Annotated in this window: 15 protein-coding genes; 7 read left to right on the top strand and 8 right to left on the bottom strand. The window is 64.0% G+C overall.

Annotation, left to right across the window (positions count from 1 at the left end; all coding sequences use genetic code 11):
• Window positions 1-34 precede the first annotated feature (34 nt).
• Together pilB and ACXZ1M_RS18930 are read left to right on the top strand one after the other, a co-directional pair.
• Window positions 35-1,774 (top strand): type IV-A pilus assembly ATPase PilB, encoded by a 1,740-nt coding sequence (gene pilB / locus ACXZ1M_RS18935; protein WP_459049191.1) that lies wholly within the window; start codon window positions 35-37, stop codon window positions 1,772-1,774.
• A gap of 10 nt (window positions 1,775-1,784) precedes the next feature.
• Window positions 1,785-2,999, top strand: a complete 1,215-nt coding sequence (locus ACXZ1M_RS18930) for a type II secretion system F family protein (protein WP_459049190.1) — start codon at window positions 1,785-1,787, stop codon at window positions 2,997-2,999.
• Here the strand turns inward: ACXZ1M_RS18930 and ACXZ1M_RS18925 are convergent.
• Window positions 2,996-3,628 (bottom strand): cysteine hydrolase family protein, encoded by a 633-nt coding sequence (locus ACXZ1M_RS18925; RefSeq protein WP_459049189.1) that lies wholly within the window; start codon window positions 3,626-3,628, stop codon window positions 2,996-2,998. The genes ACXZ1M_RS18930 and ACXZ1M_RS18925 overlap by 4 nt on opposite strands.
• A 132-nt stretch (window positions 3,629-3,760) precedes the next feature.
• Between ACXZ1M_RS18925 and ACXZ1M_RS18920 the strand changes: the two genes are divergently transcribed.
• Window positions 3,761-4,444, top strand: a complete 684-nt coding sequence (locus tag ACXZ1M_RS18920) for a response regulator (RefSeq protein WP_459049188.1) — start codon at window positions 3,761-3,763, stop codon at window positions 4,442-4,444.
• Here the strand turns inward: ACXZ1M_RS18920 and ACXZ1M_RS18915 are convergent.
• Window positions 4,441-5,241, bottom strand: a complete 801-nt coding sequence (locus ACXZ1M_RS18915) for a sensor histidine kinase (RefSeq protein WP_459049187.1) — start codon at window positions 5,239-5,241, stop codon at window positions 4,441-4,443. The two genes, ACXZ1M_RS18920 and ACXZ1M_RS18915, sit on opposite strands and share 4 nt — an antisense overlap.
• 155 nt (window positions 5,242-5,396) lie before the next feature.
• Here ACXZ1M_RS18915 and ACXZ1M_RS18910 point away from each other — a divergent pair, with 155 nt between their 5' ends.
• From ACXZ1M_RS18910 to ACXZ1M_RS18895, 4 genes are all read left to right on the top strand, one after another.
• Window positions 5,397-6,269, top strand: a complete 873-nt coding sequence (locus tag ACXZ1M_RS18910) for a prepilin peptidase (protein ID WP_459049186.1) — start codon at window positions 5,397-5,399, stop codon at window positions 6,267-6,269.
• Window positions 6,266-6,883, top strand: a complete 618-nt coding sequence (coaE, locus tag ACXZ1M_RS18905) for a dephospho-CoA kinase (RefSeq protein WP_459049185.1) — start codon at window positions 6,266-6,268, stop codon at window positions 6,881-6,883. The genes ACXZ1M_RS18910 and coaE overlap by 4 nt, the downstream gene beginning before the upstream one ends.
• Window positions 6,884-6,989: 106 nt before the next feature.
• Window positions 6,990-7,745, top strand: a complete 756-nt coding sequence (zapD, locus tag ACXZ1M_RS18900) for a cell division protein ZapD (RefSeq protein ID WP_373990699.1) — start codon at window positions 6,990-6,992, stop codon at window positions 7,743-7,745.
• A 9-nt stretch (window positions 7,746-7,754) separates the two neighbouring features.
• Entirely contained in the window at window positions 7,755-7,928 is a 174-nt protein-coding gene (locus ACXZ1M_RS18895) for a DNA gyrase inhibitor YacG (RefSeq protein ID WP_459049184.1), read from the top strand.
• 6 nt (window positions 7,929-7,934) lie between these two features.
• Here ACXZ1M_RS18895 and ACXZ1M_RS18890 read toward each other — a convergent pair whose 3' ends face one another.
• The 6 genes from ACXZ1M_RS18890 to argJ form a co-directional block, all read right to left on the bottom strand.
• Entirely contained in the window at window positions 7,935-8,651 is a 717-nt protein-coding gene (locus ACXZ1M_RS18890; RefSeq protein ID WP_459049183.1) for an anti-sigma factor, read from the bottom strand.
• The gene (locus tag ACXZ1M_RS18885) at window positions 8,648-9,202 is read right to left on the bottom strand and encodes a sigma-70 family RNA polymerase sigma factor (protein WP_459049182.1); all 555 of its coding nucleotides are present in this window, start codon (window positions 9,200-9,202) and stop codon (window positions 8,648-8,650) included. The genes ACXZ1M_RS18890 and ACXZ1M_RS18885 overlap by 4 nt, the downstream gene beginning before the upstream one ends.
• 19 nt (window positions 9,203-9,221) lie before the next feature.
• Entirely contained in the window at window positions 9,222-9,767 is a 546-nt protein-coding gene (locus ACXZ1M_RS18880; protein WP_459049181.1) for a DUF3455 domain-containing protein, read from the bottom strand.
• Window positions 9,768-9,872: 105 nt separating this feature from the next.
• The gene (mutT, locus tag ACXZ1M_RS18875; protein WP_459049180.1) at window positions 9,873-10,271 is read right to left on the bottom strand and encodes an 8-oxo-dGTP diphosphatase MutT; all 399 of its coding nucleotides are present in this window, start codon (window positions 10,269-10,271) and stop codon (window positions 9,873-9,875) included.
• Window positions 10,268-11,137 carry an ATP-binding protein gene (locus ACXZ1M_RS18870; protein ID WP_459049179.1) on the bottom strand — a complete coding sequence of 290 codons (870 nt, stop codon included), beginning with the start codon at window positions 11,135-11,137 and terminating at the stop codon, window positions 10,268-10,270. Before ACXZ1M_RS18870 ends, mutT begins: the two co-directional genes overlap by 4 nt.
• Window position 11,138: 1 nt before the next feature.
• Entirely contained in the window at window positions 11,139-12,377 is a 1,239-nt protein-coding gene (argJ, locus tag ACXZ1M_RS18865; protein WP_459049178.1) for a bifunctional glutamate N-acetyltransferase/amino-acid acetyltransferase ArgJ, read from the bottom strand.
• Window positions 12,378-12,574 lie beyond the last annotated feature (197 nt).

The following is a 12,574-nucleotide window of genomic DNA, read 5'->3' as shown; positions in this document are numbered from 1 at the left end:
CTGATCGCCCTCCTCCAACCTGACAGACGCGACTATGGCAGCAGTCCTTCCTAACGCAGCGCCAGGCGCCCCAATGCCGGGGTTGGCGAGGGCATTGATGCAAGCCGGACGCCTGTCCGCCACGCAGGCCGAGAGCCTGCAAAAAAAATCCGTCGCCGAGAAGCTGGCTTTCATCGACGTGTTGCTGTCGAGCGGCGTAATCGAATCGAAAGCCCTGGCCGTCTTCTGCGCCGAAACCTTCGCCTATCCCCTGATCGATGTCAGCGCCCTCAGCATTGAAGCGCTGCCGGCCAAGATCATCGACAACAAGCTGATGCAGGCGCAGCGCGTGATCGCCTTGGCCAAGCGCGGCAACAAGATGTCGGTGGCCATTTCCGACCCCACCAATATCCAGGCGCTGGACCAGATCAAGTTCCAGACCGAATCCACCGTCGAACCGGTGATCGTGGCGCACGACGCGCTGCTGCAACTGCTGGCCCGCCTCAACAAGAGCAGCGAACAGAGCATCGCCGACCTGGCCGGCGACGAGGCCGACATCCAGTTCGCCGAGGACGAAGAACCGTCCGCCGCCAGCGCGGCCGCCGCCGATGCCGCCGCCAACGAAGTCGAAGACGCGCCGGTGGTGCGCTTCCTCAACAAGATGCTGATGGACGCCGTCAACATGGGCGCCTCGGACTTGCACTTCGAACCGTTTGAAAAGTTCTACCGCATCCGCTTCCGCGTCGACGGCGTGCTGATCGAGCATGCCCAGCCGCCCATCTCGATCAAGGAAAAACTGGTCTCGCGCATCAAGGTGCTGGCCAAGCTGGACATCTCGGAAAAGCGCGTGCCGCAGGACGGCCGCATGCGCCTGATCGTTTCGCCGACCAAGACCATCGACCTGCGCATCTCGACCCTGCCCACCCTGTTCGGCGAGAAGACGGTGATGCGGATTCTCGACGCCACCCAGGCACAGATGGGCATCGACAGCCTCGGCTACGATCCCGACCAGAAGGAAATGCTGCTCGACGCCATTCAGCGCCCCTACGGCATGGTGCTGGTGACCGGCCCGACCGGTTCCGGCAAGACGGTCTCGCTGTACACCTGCCTCAACATTCTGAACAAGCCCGGCATCAACATCTCCACCGCCGAAGACCCGGCCGAGATCAACCTGCCGGGCGTGAACCAGGTCAACGTCAACGACCGCGCCGGCCTGACCTTCCCGGTGGCGCTGAAGTCCTTCCTGCGCCAGGACCCGGACATCATCATGGTCGGCGAGATCCGCGACCTGGAAACGGCCGACATCGCCATCAAGGCGGCGCAAACCGGCCACATGGTGTTCTCCACGCTGCACACCAACGATGCGCCGTCCACGCTGACGCGCCTGATGAACATGGGCGTGGCGCCGTTCAACATCGCCTCGTCGGTGATCCTGATTACCGCCCAGCGCCTGGCACGCCGCCTGTGCAGCTGCAAGCAGCCGGTCGAGATCGCTCCCGAACTTTTGATCAAGGCCGGCTATAAGCCCGAGGAACTGGACGGCAGCTGGAAACCCTACGGCCCGGTCGGCTGTGAGCGCTGCAACGGCGGCGGCTACAAGGGCCGGGTCGGCATCTACCAGATCATGCCGATCACGCCCGCCATCGAGTCCCTGATCCTGGCCCACGGCAACGCCATGGATATCGCCGCCAAGTCGGAGGAAGAAGGCGTGAAGTCGCTGCGCCAGTCCGGCCTGGTCAAGGTCAAGGCCGGCATGACCAGCCTGGAAGAAGTGCTCGGCTGTACCAACGAATAGGATAACGATCATGGCAACATCGGGCAATCAGGTCAAGGAATCGGTCTTCGCCTGGGAAGGCAAGGATAAAACCGGCAAGACCGTGCGCGGCGAGCTGCGCGCCGGCGGCGAGGCGGTGGTCAACGTCACCCTGCGCCGCCAGGGCATCATGGTCACCAAGGTCAAGAAGAAAGCCTACCGCTCGGGCAAGAAGGTGTCCGACAAGGACATCACCCTGTTCACCCGCCAGCTGGCCACCATGATGAAGGCCGGCGTGCCGCTGCTGCAATCGTTCGACATCGTCGGCAAGGGCCACGCCAATCCCTCCGTCTCCAAGCTGGTGATGGACCTGCGCGCCGATATCGAGACCGGCACCAGCCTGAACCAGGCGTTCCGCAAGTTCCCGCTCTATTTCGATCCGCTGTTCTGCAACCTGGTCGGCGCCGGCGAACAGGCCGGTATCCTGGAAGACCTGCTGACCCGGCTGGCGATCTACAAAGAGAAAACGCTGGCCATGAAGGCCAAGATCAAGTCGGCGCTGATGTATCCGGTGTCGATCCTGGCGGTGGCCTTCATCGTCACGGCCGTGATCATGATCTGGGTGGTGCCGGCCTTCAAGGAAGTGTTCACCAGCTTCGGCGCCAACCTGCCGGCGCCCACCCTGTTCGTGATGGCGGTGTCGGAATTCTTCGTGACTTGGTGGTGGCTGATTTTCGGCGGCCTGTTCGCGGCCATCTACTTCTTCTTCCGCGCCTGGCAGCGCTCCTTGCAGATGCAGCGCTTCATGGACAAGCTGCTGCTGCGCTTGCCGATCTTCGGCGACGTGATCCGCAAAGCCACGGTGGCGCGCTGGACCCGCACGCTGTCGACCATGTTCGCGGCCGGCGTGCCGCTGGTGGAGTCGCTCGACTCGGTGGGCGGCGCCGCCGGCAACGCCGTCTATCTCGATGCCACGCGCAAGATCCAGACCGAAGTCAGCACCGGCACCAGCCTGACGGTGGCGATGCAGAACGCCGACGTGTTCCCCAACATGGTCACGCAGATGGTCTCCATCGGCGAGGAATCCGGCTCGCTCGACGCCATGCTGGCCAAGGTGGCCGACTTCTATGAAGAGGAAGTCGACGACGCCGTGGCCTCGCTGTCGAGCCTGATGGAACCGGCCATCATGGTCATCCTGGGCGTGCTGATCGGCGGGCTGGTGGTGGCCATGTACCTGCCGATCTTCAAGCTGGGCTCTGTCGTCTAGGCGCGTTCCAGCACCGCGCGCTGGTTCGACAAATAAATGTTGTCGCGCGCCGCCGGCTTGCCGGTGGCGAGGCTGGCGATCCATTCGTCGGTGCTGATCACGGCCGCGAACGACGACTCCAGGACGATGCATTCGACGCGGTGGATTTCCGCCGCCGTCGCCATGCCCATGCGGTTGCGGTACGGCAGTGAGCCGGCCGCGTCGTGCAGGAACTCCACCGCGTAGCCCTCGTGCATGGCCTGGCGTATGGTCGAGTCGTTGCAGTTGTGCGTCATGTAGCCGACGATCACCACGGTATCGATATGCTTTTCCTTGAGCCACTGGCCGAAGTCGGTGCCGGCGAAGGTCGATGGCAAGTCCTTGGTGATCAGCTTGTCGTACGGCCGTTCGCCCACCACCGGGTGCAGGGCCACGCCGAAGCCGCCCTTGGCGAAGATCGGCGCGTCGGGCGGCAGCACGTGCTGCACCATGGCGATCGGGATGTCGTGGGCGCGCGCCGCGTCCATCGCCTTGCCGATCTGCGCCAGCGACGATTGCGGGTCTGGATATTCAATCTTGAAGTTGCCGCTGATGTATTCGTTCTGCACATCGATAACGACCAGGGCGCGGCGGGGAGCGGAGGTGGACATGGACTTTCCTTTGCGGTGGGAGGAGCGAACCCGCAGCTTAATAGCCAGCTTCCCACCTGCCATCCCTGTACGATGGTAATTGCCTATACCCCCACGGAGTTATAGCAAAAGCGCCCCTGCTGTGGCACTGTAATGCTTTCCATTCCACCGCAACGCTACCTTATGGAGCAGGCCCCGATCACCGTCATGACGGCGGACGACCACCCGGTGTTCCGCCAGGGCATCGCCAGCGTGTTGGCCAGCGATCCCGCGTTCCGGCTGGTGGCCGAGGCCCCCGGCGGACGCGAGGCCGTGTCGCTGTACCGCAGCCTGCGGCCACAGCTGGTGCTGATGGATATCCAGATGCCGGACCTGGACGGCGTGGAAGCCACCCAGATCATCCGCAACGAATTCCCGCACGCCGCCATCATCGTGCTGACCACCTACGAAGGCGATGCGCTGGTGATGCGCGCGATCAAGGCCGGCGCCGCCGGCTACCTGCTGAAGAGCGCGGCGCGGCTGGAAATGCTCGACACCATGCGCGCCGTCCACGCCGGCCGCCGCCACGTGCCGCCGCTGCTGGTGCAGGCGGTGGCACGCCAACAGCCCGGCGATACGCTGACGCCACGCGAGATTCAGGTGCTGGAGCTGGCCTCGCTGGGCAAGAGCAACCGCCTGATCGGCCGCCAGCTGTGCATCGCCGAGGAAACCGTGAAAGTCCACATGAAGAACCTGATGGCCAAACTACGGGCCAACGACCGCACCCACGCCGTGCTGATCGCGCTCGGTCGCGGCATCATCGGCGTGCGCAGCCGGTCGCGGCCGCTGGCCAGCTAGCCCTGGGTTTCGGTGCGGCCCAGCCAGGCCAGCAGCCGGTGCCGCAGGCTCGGCCTGCACGGCGCCTGGTAACAGATCTGGCCCGGCACCTTGAGGATCACTTCCGTGCCCTGCTCCGGCAGACTCAGCACATCCACCGTGCCGGCCAGCCGCCCGGCGCGCTCGCGCATGCCGGCCAAGCCGCGCGGCGGCTGCTCCATGCCCTTGCCGTCGTCGCGCACATAGACCACGAAAAACTCGCAGCCATACGCCAGCTCCAGCTCGACGTTGCCGGCCTGGGCGTGCTGGAAGGCGTTGTACAGCGCCTCGCGCACGATGGCGTAAATCTCTTCGCCCCGATCGCCTTTGATGGCGGCCTGCTCGCCGCTCACCACCATGCGAAAGCGGGTGTCGAAGTTTTCCTGCAGCGACTGCCCGATGGCGGCCAGCGCCTGGCTCAGGTTGTCGCCGTAGACCACCGGCATGCGCAGCGCCAGGATCTGGTGACGGCCCTCGGCCAGCACCTCGTCGGCCTGGTCCAGAATGTGCTCGATGGTGGCGCGCTCCGGGCTGTCGGCCGCCAGCCGGTGGCTCACACCCTGGAAGCGCAGGATCATGCCCTGCATGCTTTGCAGCAGGGTGTCGTGCAGGCCGGTGGCCACTCGCTCGCGCTCGGCCAGCAGCCGCAGCCGGGCGCCATAGGCGCGCCGCACGCGGCGCAGGCACAGCACAAACGTGGCCGTCAGTGCCACGCATGCCAGGCATGCCAGCAACAGCCCGAGCATCAACAACAACGGTGTCTGGGGAAACGACGACAAGGACGGGCTCCGGGCAAGATTTCGAGTACTCACCTTGCCATTGTCATCACGCTTTTGCTATCCCCCCGACGGGATAGTGCAATTGGAAAAAGCAGCCGCGATGTTGCTGTAATGCTTTAATATGAGTCCGTGACTATTTAAGATTATCGACGCCCATGCTGCAATCGACCCTGTTGTTCGCCCCCGCCGGCGACCTCGCCATCAGCCTGATCGCCGGATTGTTCGGCCTGCTGTTCGGCAGTTTCCTGAACGTGGTGATCCACCGCCTGCCCATCATGATGCAGCGCGAGTCGGACAACTACGTGGCCGCCGAAAGCGGCAAGCCGGAGCCGCACACGGAGCGCTACAACCTGGTGGTGCCGCGCTCGGCCTGTCCGCATTGCCAGCACCAGATCACGGCGGCGGAAAACATCCCGGTGGTCAGCTGGCTGGTATTGCGCGGCAAGTGCAGCAACTGCAAGGCGCCGATCTCGCCGCGCTATCCGGCGGTGGAGCTGCTGACCGGCGTGCTGTCGGCGCTGGTGGTGTGGAAACTGGGCAGCGGCTACGCCGGACTGGCCGGGCTGTTCTTCCTGTACTCCCTGGTCGCCATGACCTTCATCGACGCCGATACCCAATTGCTGCCCGACGACCTGACCTTCCCCCTGCTGTGGGCCGGCCTGCTGCTGAACGTGAACGGCACCTTCGTGCCGCTGCAGGATGCGGTGATCGGCGCCGCCGCCGGCTACCTGGTGCTGTGGGCGGTCTACTGGCTGTTCAAGCTGGCCACCGGCAAGGAAGGCATGGGCTACGGCGACTTCAAGCTGCTGGCGGCGCTGGGCGCGTGGATGGGCTGGGCCATGCTGCCGACCATCATTCTGCTGTCCTCGGTGGTGGGCGCGGTGGTCGGCATTTGCCTGATTGTGTTCGCCAAGCGCGGCCGCAACAACCCGATTCCTTTCGGCCCCTACCTGGCGGCGGCCGGCCTGATCGCCCTGCTGTACGGCGGCCCGTTGTCCTCCTTCACCAACAGCATCATGCATCCATGACCGCAGCCGGCAAGCAGCCCTTTGCCATCGGCCTGACCGGCGGTATCGGCAGCGGCAAGAGCACCGTGGCCGACATGTTTGCCGCGCGCGGCGCCAGCATCATCGATACCGACGTGATCGCCCACGGCATGACGGCGCCGCACGGTCCCGCCATGCCGGCCATCGTGGCCGAATTCGGCCCCGAGTTCGCAGACGCCAGCGGCGCCATGGACCGCGCGCGCATGCGCCAGCTGGTGTTCAGCGACGCCGGCGCCAAGGCCAGGCTGGAAGCCATCCTACATCCGCGCATCCGCGACGCCGCGCTTGCCGCCGGGGCGGCCGCCACCGGCAGCTACGTCATCTATGCCGTGCCGCTGCTGATCGAATCGGGCACCTGGCGTGCACGCGTGGCGCGCCTGTTGGCAGTAGACTGTCCAGAAGACGTGCAAATCGCCCGCGTGATGGCGCGCAGCCATCTGCCCGAGGCCCAGGTGCGCGCCATCATGGCGACCCAGGTCAGCCGGGCCGAGCGTCTGGCGGCGGCCGATGACGTCATTGTCAATAATGCAGGAATCGATGCGCTGGAAGCCCAAGTGGATCGATTGCACGCCATTTATCTGCAAATTCGCTGGTAATTTGGCGTAGAAAGGCAATAATGCCTTCGCAACGTTTGTAATTTTGCTTCGCTTGCTTCAAAATCACGAGAATTCTTTGCAAGTCCATCTATAGAGGGATGTTATTTTGATCGTCTACGAATATCCTTTCAACGAGCGCATCCGCACGTTGCTGCGCCTGGAGGATTTGTACGAGAAATTCAAGTTCTTTGTGCATCAAGAACATTCGATGCAACACCACGTTGCGCTGGCCACTATTTTCGACATGCTCGAAGTTGCCGGCCGCGCCGACTTAAAATCCGATCTGCTGCAAGAACTGGAGCGCCAGCGCCAAACGCTACTGGGCTACCGCATGAATCCCAACGTCCAGGCCGAAACGCTGGACGCCATCCTCAATGAGTTGGACGGCGTCAGCGGCGCGCTGGTCGCGGCCCAGGGCAAGACCGGCCAGAACGTGCGCGACAACGAATGGCTGATGAGCATACGCGGCCGCACCATCATTCCGGGCGGCGCCTGCGAATTCGACCTGCCGTCCTACTACGCCTGGCAGCAGCGTCCCGCCGAGCAGCGCTTCAACGACATCGTCACCTGGTTCGCGCCGCTGGCGCCGCTGTTCGACGCGCTGGCCCTGGTGCTGCGCCTGCTGCGCGATTCGGGCGGCCCGGTCAAGATGATCGCCGTGGCCGGCAGCTATCAGCAGATGTTGCAGGGGAAGGTGTATCAGATGCTGCGCCTGACGCTGGATGAATCGATGGGCGCGATCCCCGAGATTTCGGCCAACAAGTACATGCTGTGGGTGCGTTTCACCTCGCAGGGCGGCGACCTGAAACCCAAGCCTTTGGAAGATGATGTACCATTCGAGCTCACGCTTTGTAACTTCTGACCAATCATCATGACCACTGTAGTTGAATGCCCTACCTGCTCCGCCAAAGTCGAGTGGAAGCCGGAAAACAAGTTTCGCCCGTTCTGCTCGGATCGCTGCAAGAAGATCGACCTCGGCGCCTGGGCCGAGGAAAAGTATGTGATTCCGGTCGCTCCGCCGAAAGATCCTCTCGACGAGGAATAATCCGCCTTACATCACCTTCACGGCCTTGCCGATGTACAGCACCGGCCCGGTCGGCTTGCCGGTTGGCGAGCCGGTTGCCGGTTCCAGCGTGATTTCGAACAGCTGATCCTCTTCCACCGGCGGCAAGGTATCCAGCGCCAGCTTGAGCGAGCGGTTGGATTCCACCAGTCCCAGCGATACCGGCCCGCTCCATCCTGGCGCCTTGGTCCAGAACTGCAATGCCTTGCGGTCGGGCACCACCGTGCCGCGCAGCGGCGTCAATGTCAGTTGGCGATTCATGCTGGCTTGCACCACCCAGCCGGCGCCGCGATCCTGCGGCGCGGCCAGCACCACCATATACGCCGCCTGCGGTGCGGGCGGCCGCATCAGCAAAGTCACGCCCAGCGCCAGGCTGGCAGCAACCGCGCCACCGGCCAGCCCGCGCCACAGACGCAGATCGTCCCACCAGCGACGCCAGCCTGCCGCAAGCATGGACGTCGGGGCTGCGGGGGCGGCTGCAGCACTCACGCTGCCGGCGATGCGCGGCCACAGGCGTGCTGACGGCTCCACTTCCGGCGCCAGCGCCGTCAGCGGCAGCAGGCGACTTTCCCACGCATCGACCTCTGCACGCAACTGCGGCTCGCGCACCAGCCGCTGCTCGACCTCGCGCCGCGCGCTGGCCGGCAGCGTGCCGAGCACGTACTCGCCGGCCAACTGCTGTAATTGTTCGGGCGTTTCGTTCATCCCATGCACTCCCGCAATGCGACCAGGCCCCGCTTGAGCCAGGCCTTGACCGAGCCCAGTGGCGCGTTCAGGCGCGCCGCGATTTCGCTGTGGCTGCAGCCGTCGACATACGCGCAGACGATGCTGTTGCGCTTGGCGCTATCGAGATGTTCGAGGCAATCCTGCAAGCGTCCCATGCTGGCCTGCAGTTCGAATTGTTCCATCACCGGATCGGCGTGCTCCTCCTGCAAGGCATCCAGCATGTCGGCATCGGCCTGCACCTCGCGCTCGCTGCCGCGCAAGGCGTTCAGCGCCTGATGCCGCACCACGCTGTAGATCCAGCCACGGCCGGCGCCGCGCGCCGAGTCGAAGCTTGCGGCCTTGTGCCAGATGCTGACGAACGCATCGTGCAGCACATCCTCCGCCACATCGCGCCGGCGCACGATGCGCAGCGCCACGCCGAGCAGATGTCGCCCGTCCTGTTGATACAGGCGGTGCAAGGCCTGCTGGTCGCCCAAGGCACAGGCGGCCAGCACAGCGTTGTAGTCGAACAGCTCGGGCGCGTTGGGCATCGGCCGATTATAGCGACAGTTATGCTGCCTTCCAGAAAATATAATCAGCCTGGTACTGTACCTTCTGCTTGCTGCCGGCATTGGCTGCGGCGCACGGTGCGGCCGGCGCCACGCCGCCCTTGGTGGCGACGCGCTGAATGTGGCTGATGCCGAACATCTCGCCGCTGCCCACCGACGGATTGGCTTTCACCAGTTGATACGGAATATTGCCGGCGCCAGCAGGCGCAACGGCCAACTGGGTGGCGGTCAGCTTGGAGCCGTCGTTGCTCTGCCAGGTGGCCGGTGGACCGAAGTATTTGCCGACGGCCTTGCCGCTGCGGTCGCTCAGCACGGCATCCGGGCCGATGAAGGTCCACTCGAACTGGTCGGCAACATCCTTCTTGGCTTTGCATTCATAGGTGATGTCGCCGGCGCCAACGGTTTCCATGGCAACGCGATGGCCGGTCGGCACCTGCACGGCGGCAGGCAAGCCTTGCTGGTCGAACTTCGACATGCCGGCGCAAGCGGACAGCATCAGCGCGGTGGCAATGGCTGCGGCAACAACAGTGGTTTGGGATGTTTGCATGACGGACTCCTGGTCGGGTGTAAGGGATCAGCACGCGACATCGCGGCTGATACCTGTACTACCCGCCAGCGCGCCGTTTGGATGCAGCGCGATGCAAATATTTTTTCAGGCCTGGTAACGCACCTGTTCCAGCCATTCCAGTAGGGGAATGGTGGCCGGCAGCAGCGGCTCGACGCCGACCGTGCCCTGCCAGGCGAAGGCCTGCCCTTCCAGGCTCTGCGGCTCGCCCGACCAGTCGCGGCTGATGTAGAAATGCAGCCGCACATGCGCGTGTGGATAAACGTACTCCACGCCGCACCACTCCTCGGCGCTATGGATGGTCAGGCCCAGCTCCTCGACAAACTCGCGCTTCAAGGCTTGCAGGATGGTCTCGCCCGGATCGACTTTGCCACCGGGGAATTCCCAGTAGCCGTCATACGGTTTGCCTGCTGGACGTTGGCCCAGCAACACATCCCCATTCGGCTTAACCAGGATGCCTACTGCTACATCGACAGGCTTGGTCATGCCAGCTTCCCTGCGTAGTCCTTGGCGAACTGCCACGCCACGCGGCCCGAACGCGAGCCGCGCTGCAAGGCCCAGCGCAAGGCGTCGGCGCGCGCCGCCTCGATCTGCGTTTCGGTGCAGCCGAGCGAAGACAGCCAGTGGCCGACGATGGCCAGGTAGTCGTCCTGCTTGAACGGATAGAAGGTCAGCCACAGGCCGAAGCGCTCCGACAGCGAGATCTTCTCTTCCACCGTTTCGCCCGGATGCAGGTCGCCGTCTTCGTCATGCTTGTAGCTCATGTTGTCGGACATGCGTTCCGGCAGCAGGTGGCGGCGGTTGGAGGTGGCGTAGATCAGCACATTGTCCGACTGCGCCGAGATGCTGCCGTCCAGCGCCACCTTCAGCGCCTTGTAGCCGCTCTCGCCTTCCTCGAACGACAGGTCGTCGCAGAAGATGATGAAGCGCTCGGGCCGGCCGGCCACGATGTCGACGATGTCCGGCAGCTCGGCCAGGTCGGCCTTGTCCACCTCGATCAGGCGCAGGCCGTCCTTGCCGAACTGGTTCAGGCAAGCCTTGATCAGCGAAGACTTGCCGGTGCCGCGCGCGCCGGTCAGCAGCACGTTGTTGGCCGGCTTGCCCTGCACGAACTGGCGCGTGTTCTGCTCGATCTGCTCCTTCTGCGGGCCGATGTGCTGCAAGTCGTCCAGCGCGATCTGCGACACGTGCGTCACCGCCTGCAAATAGCTCGCGCCATTGCTGCGTTGACGCCAGCGGAAGGCGAAGCCCAGTTTCCAGTCCGGTTCGCGCGGGGCTTGCGGCAGCACCGCCTCCACGCGCGCCAGCAAGGCCTCGGCGCGCACCAGGAATTGTTCAAGAGGCGTCGCCATCTTACGAACGGTAGTCGGCGTTGATCGAAACGTAGTCGTGCGACAGGTCGCAGGTGTACACGGTAGCCGCCGCCGCGCCGCGCGCCAGCTTCACGCGCACGGTGATCTCGCTCTGCTTCATCACGCGCTGGCCGTCTTCTTCCTTGTAGTCGGGATTGCGGCCGCCGTTCTTGGCTACCCACACGTCGTCCAGGTACAGGTTCAGCTTCGACACGTCGAGGTCGTCCACGTCGGCATAACCGATCGCTGCCAGGATGCGGCCCAGGTTAGGGTCGGAAGCGAAGAAGGCGGTCTTCACCAGCGGCGAGTGGCCGATCGAGTAAGCGATCTTGCGGCACTCATCCACGTTGGCGCCCTCTTCCACGATGATGCTCATGAACTTGGTGGCGCCTTCGCCGTCGCGCACGATGGCTTGTGCCAGGAACAGCGACAGTTCGGTCACGGCGTCGCGCAGGGCGGCGTATTCAGGCTGGTCGACCGAGGTGATCTCCAACGAACCGGCGCCGGTGGCGATCAGCATGAAGGAATCGTTGGTCGAGGTGTCGCCGTCGATGGTGATGCAGTTGAACGACTGGTTGGCGGCGTGCTTGACCAGCTGGTCCAGCACCGGTTGCGCCACCTTGGCGTCCAGCGCCAGGTAGCCCAGCATGGTGGCCATGTTCGGCTTGATCATGCCGGCACCCTTGGAGATGCCGGTCATGGTGACCGTGTGGCCGCCGATGGTCACCGTGCGCGAGCCGGCTTTCGGCTGCGTGTCGGTGGTCATGATGGCTTCGGCCGCGTTGTACCAGTTGTCGGCTTTCAGGCCGGCGATGGCTTGCGGCAGGCCGGCGATGACTTTGGCGGCCGGCAGCGGCTCCAGGATCACGCCGGTCGAGAACGGCAAAATCTGCGCCGCATCCACGCCCAGCTGCGCGGCCAGCGCGGCGCAGGTTTCATTCGCCAGCGACAGGCCCAGCTCGCCGGTGCCGGCGTTGGCGTTGCCGGTGTTGACCAGCAGCGCGGCGATCGGCTTGCCGCTGGTTTGCGCGGCGGCCAGGTGCGCCTTGGCGATTTGCACCGGCGCGGCGCAGAAGCGGTTGAGCGTGAACACGCCGGACACGGTGGCGGTCGGCGCCAGTTTCATCACCAGCACATCCTTGCGGTTCGGCTTCTTGACGCCGGCTTCGGCAAAGCCGATTTCGACGCCGGAGACCGGCTTCAGTTCGGAGGCAATGGGCAGGGGGGAATTGACGGCCATATTCGTGATCTCGTGGGTGGAAAGAGGAGCCGCTATTGTAATCCCTGATACCGCCGGTTGCAGCCATGACAGAACAGTAAATTTATTAAAAATTCACTGGAGGGATATCGTACAACCCCCTGTTTATGCACGGTTTTTTGCATAAAAACCACAATAATTAGCACTACCGTACGGTTTAACGTTTTTCTATTTCATGC

The sequence above is a fragment of the Duganella paludis genome, assembly GCF_054461335.1.
The sequence above is the reverse complement of the archived record's forward strand: the minus strand, read 5'-3'. Positions and strand labels throughout refer to the sequence as shown.

What these genes read in the sequence shown, in the direction of transcription:
- pilB (WP_459049191.1), top strand. Translation starts at nt 35, where the DNA reads ATGGCAGCAGTCCTTCCTAACGCAGCGCCAGGCGCCCCAATGCCGGGG.
- ACXZ1M_RS18930 (WP_459049190.1), top strand. Translation starts at nt 1,785, where the DNA reads ATGGCAACATCGGGCAATCAGGTCAAGGAATCGGTCTTCGCCTGGGAA.
- ACXZ1M_RS18925 (WP_459049189.1), bottom strand. Translation starts at nt 3,628, where the DNA reads ATGTCCACCTCCGCTCCCCGCCGCGCCCTGGTCGTTATCGATGTGCAG.
- ACXZ1M_RS18920 (WP_459049188.1), top strand. Translation starts at nt 3,761, where the DNA reads ATGCTTTCCATTCCACCGCAACGCTACCTTATGGAGCAGGCCCCGATC.
- ACXZ1M_RS18910 (WP_459049186.1), top strand. Translation starts at nt 5,397, where the DNA reads ATGCTGCAATCGACCCTGTTGTTCGCCCCCGCCGGCGACCTCGCCATC.
- coaE (WP_459049185.1), top strand. Translation starts at nt 6,266, where the DNA reads ATGACCGCAGCCGGCAAGCAGCCCTTTGCCATCGGCCTGACCGGCGGT.
- ACXZ1M_RS18895 (WP_459049184.1), top strand. Translation starts at nt 7,755, where the DNA reads ATGACCACTGTAGTTGAATGCCCTACCTGCTCCGCCAAAGTCGAGTGG.
- ACXZ1M_RS18890 (WP_459049183.1), bottom strand. Translation starts at nt 8,651, where the DNA reads ATGAACGAAACGCCCGAACAATTACAGCAGTTGGCCGGCGAGTACGTG.
- ACXZ1M_RS18885 (WP_459049182.1), bottom strand. Translation starts at nt 9,202, where the DNA reads ATGCCCAACGCGCCCGAGCTGTTCGACTACAACGCTGTGCTGGCCGCC.
- ACXZ1M_RS18880 (WP_459049181.1), bottom strand. Translation starts at nt 9,767, where the DNA reads ATGCAAACATCCCAAACCACTGTTGTTGCCGCAGCCATTGCCACCGCG.
- mutT (WP_459049180.1), bottom strand. Translation starts at nt 10,271, where the DNA reads ATGACCAAGCCTGTCGATGTAGCAGTAGGCATCCTGGTTAAGCCGAAT.
- ACXZ1M_RS18870 (WP_459049179.1), bottom strand. Translation starts at nt 11,137, where the DNA reads ATGGCGACGCCTCTTGAACAATTCCTGGTGCGCGCCGAGGCCTTGCTG.
- argJ (WP_459049178.1), bottom strand. Translation starts at nt 12,377, where the DNA reads ATGGCCGTCAATTCCCCCCTGCCCATTGCCTCCGAACTGAAGCCGGTC.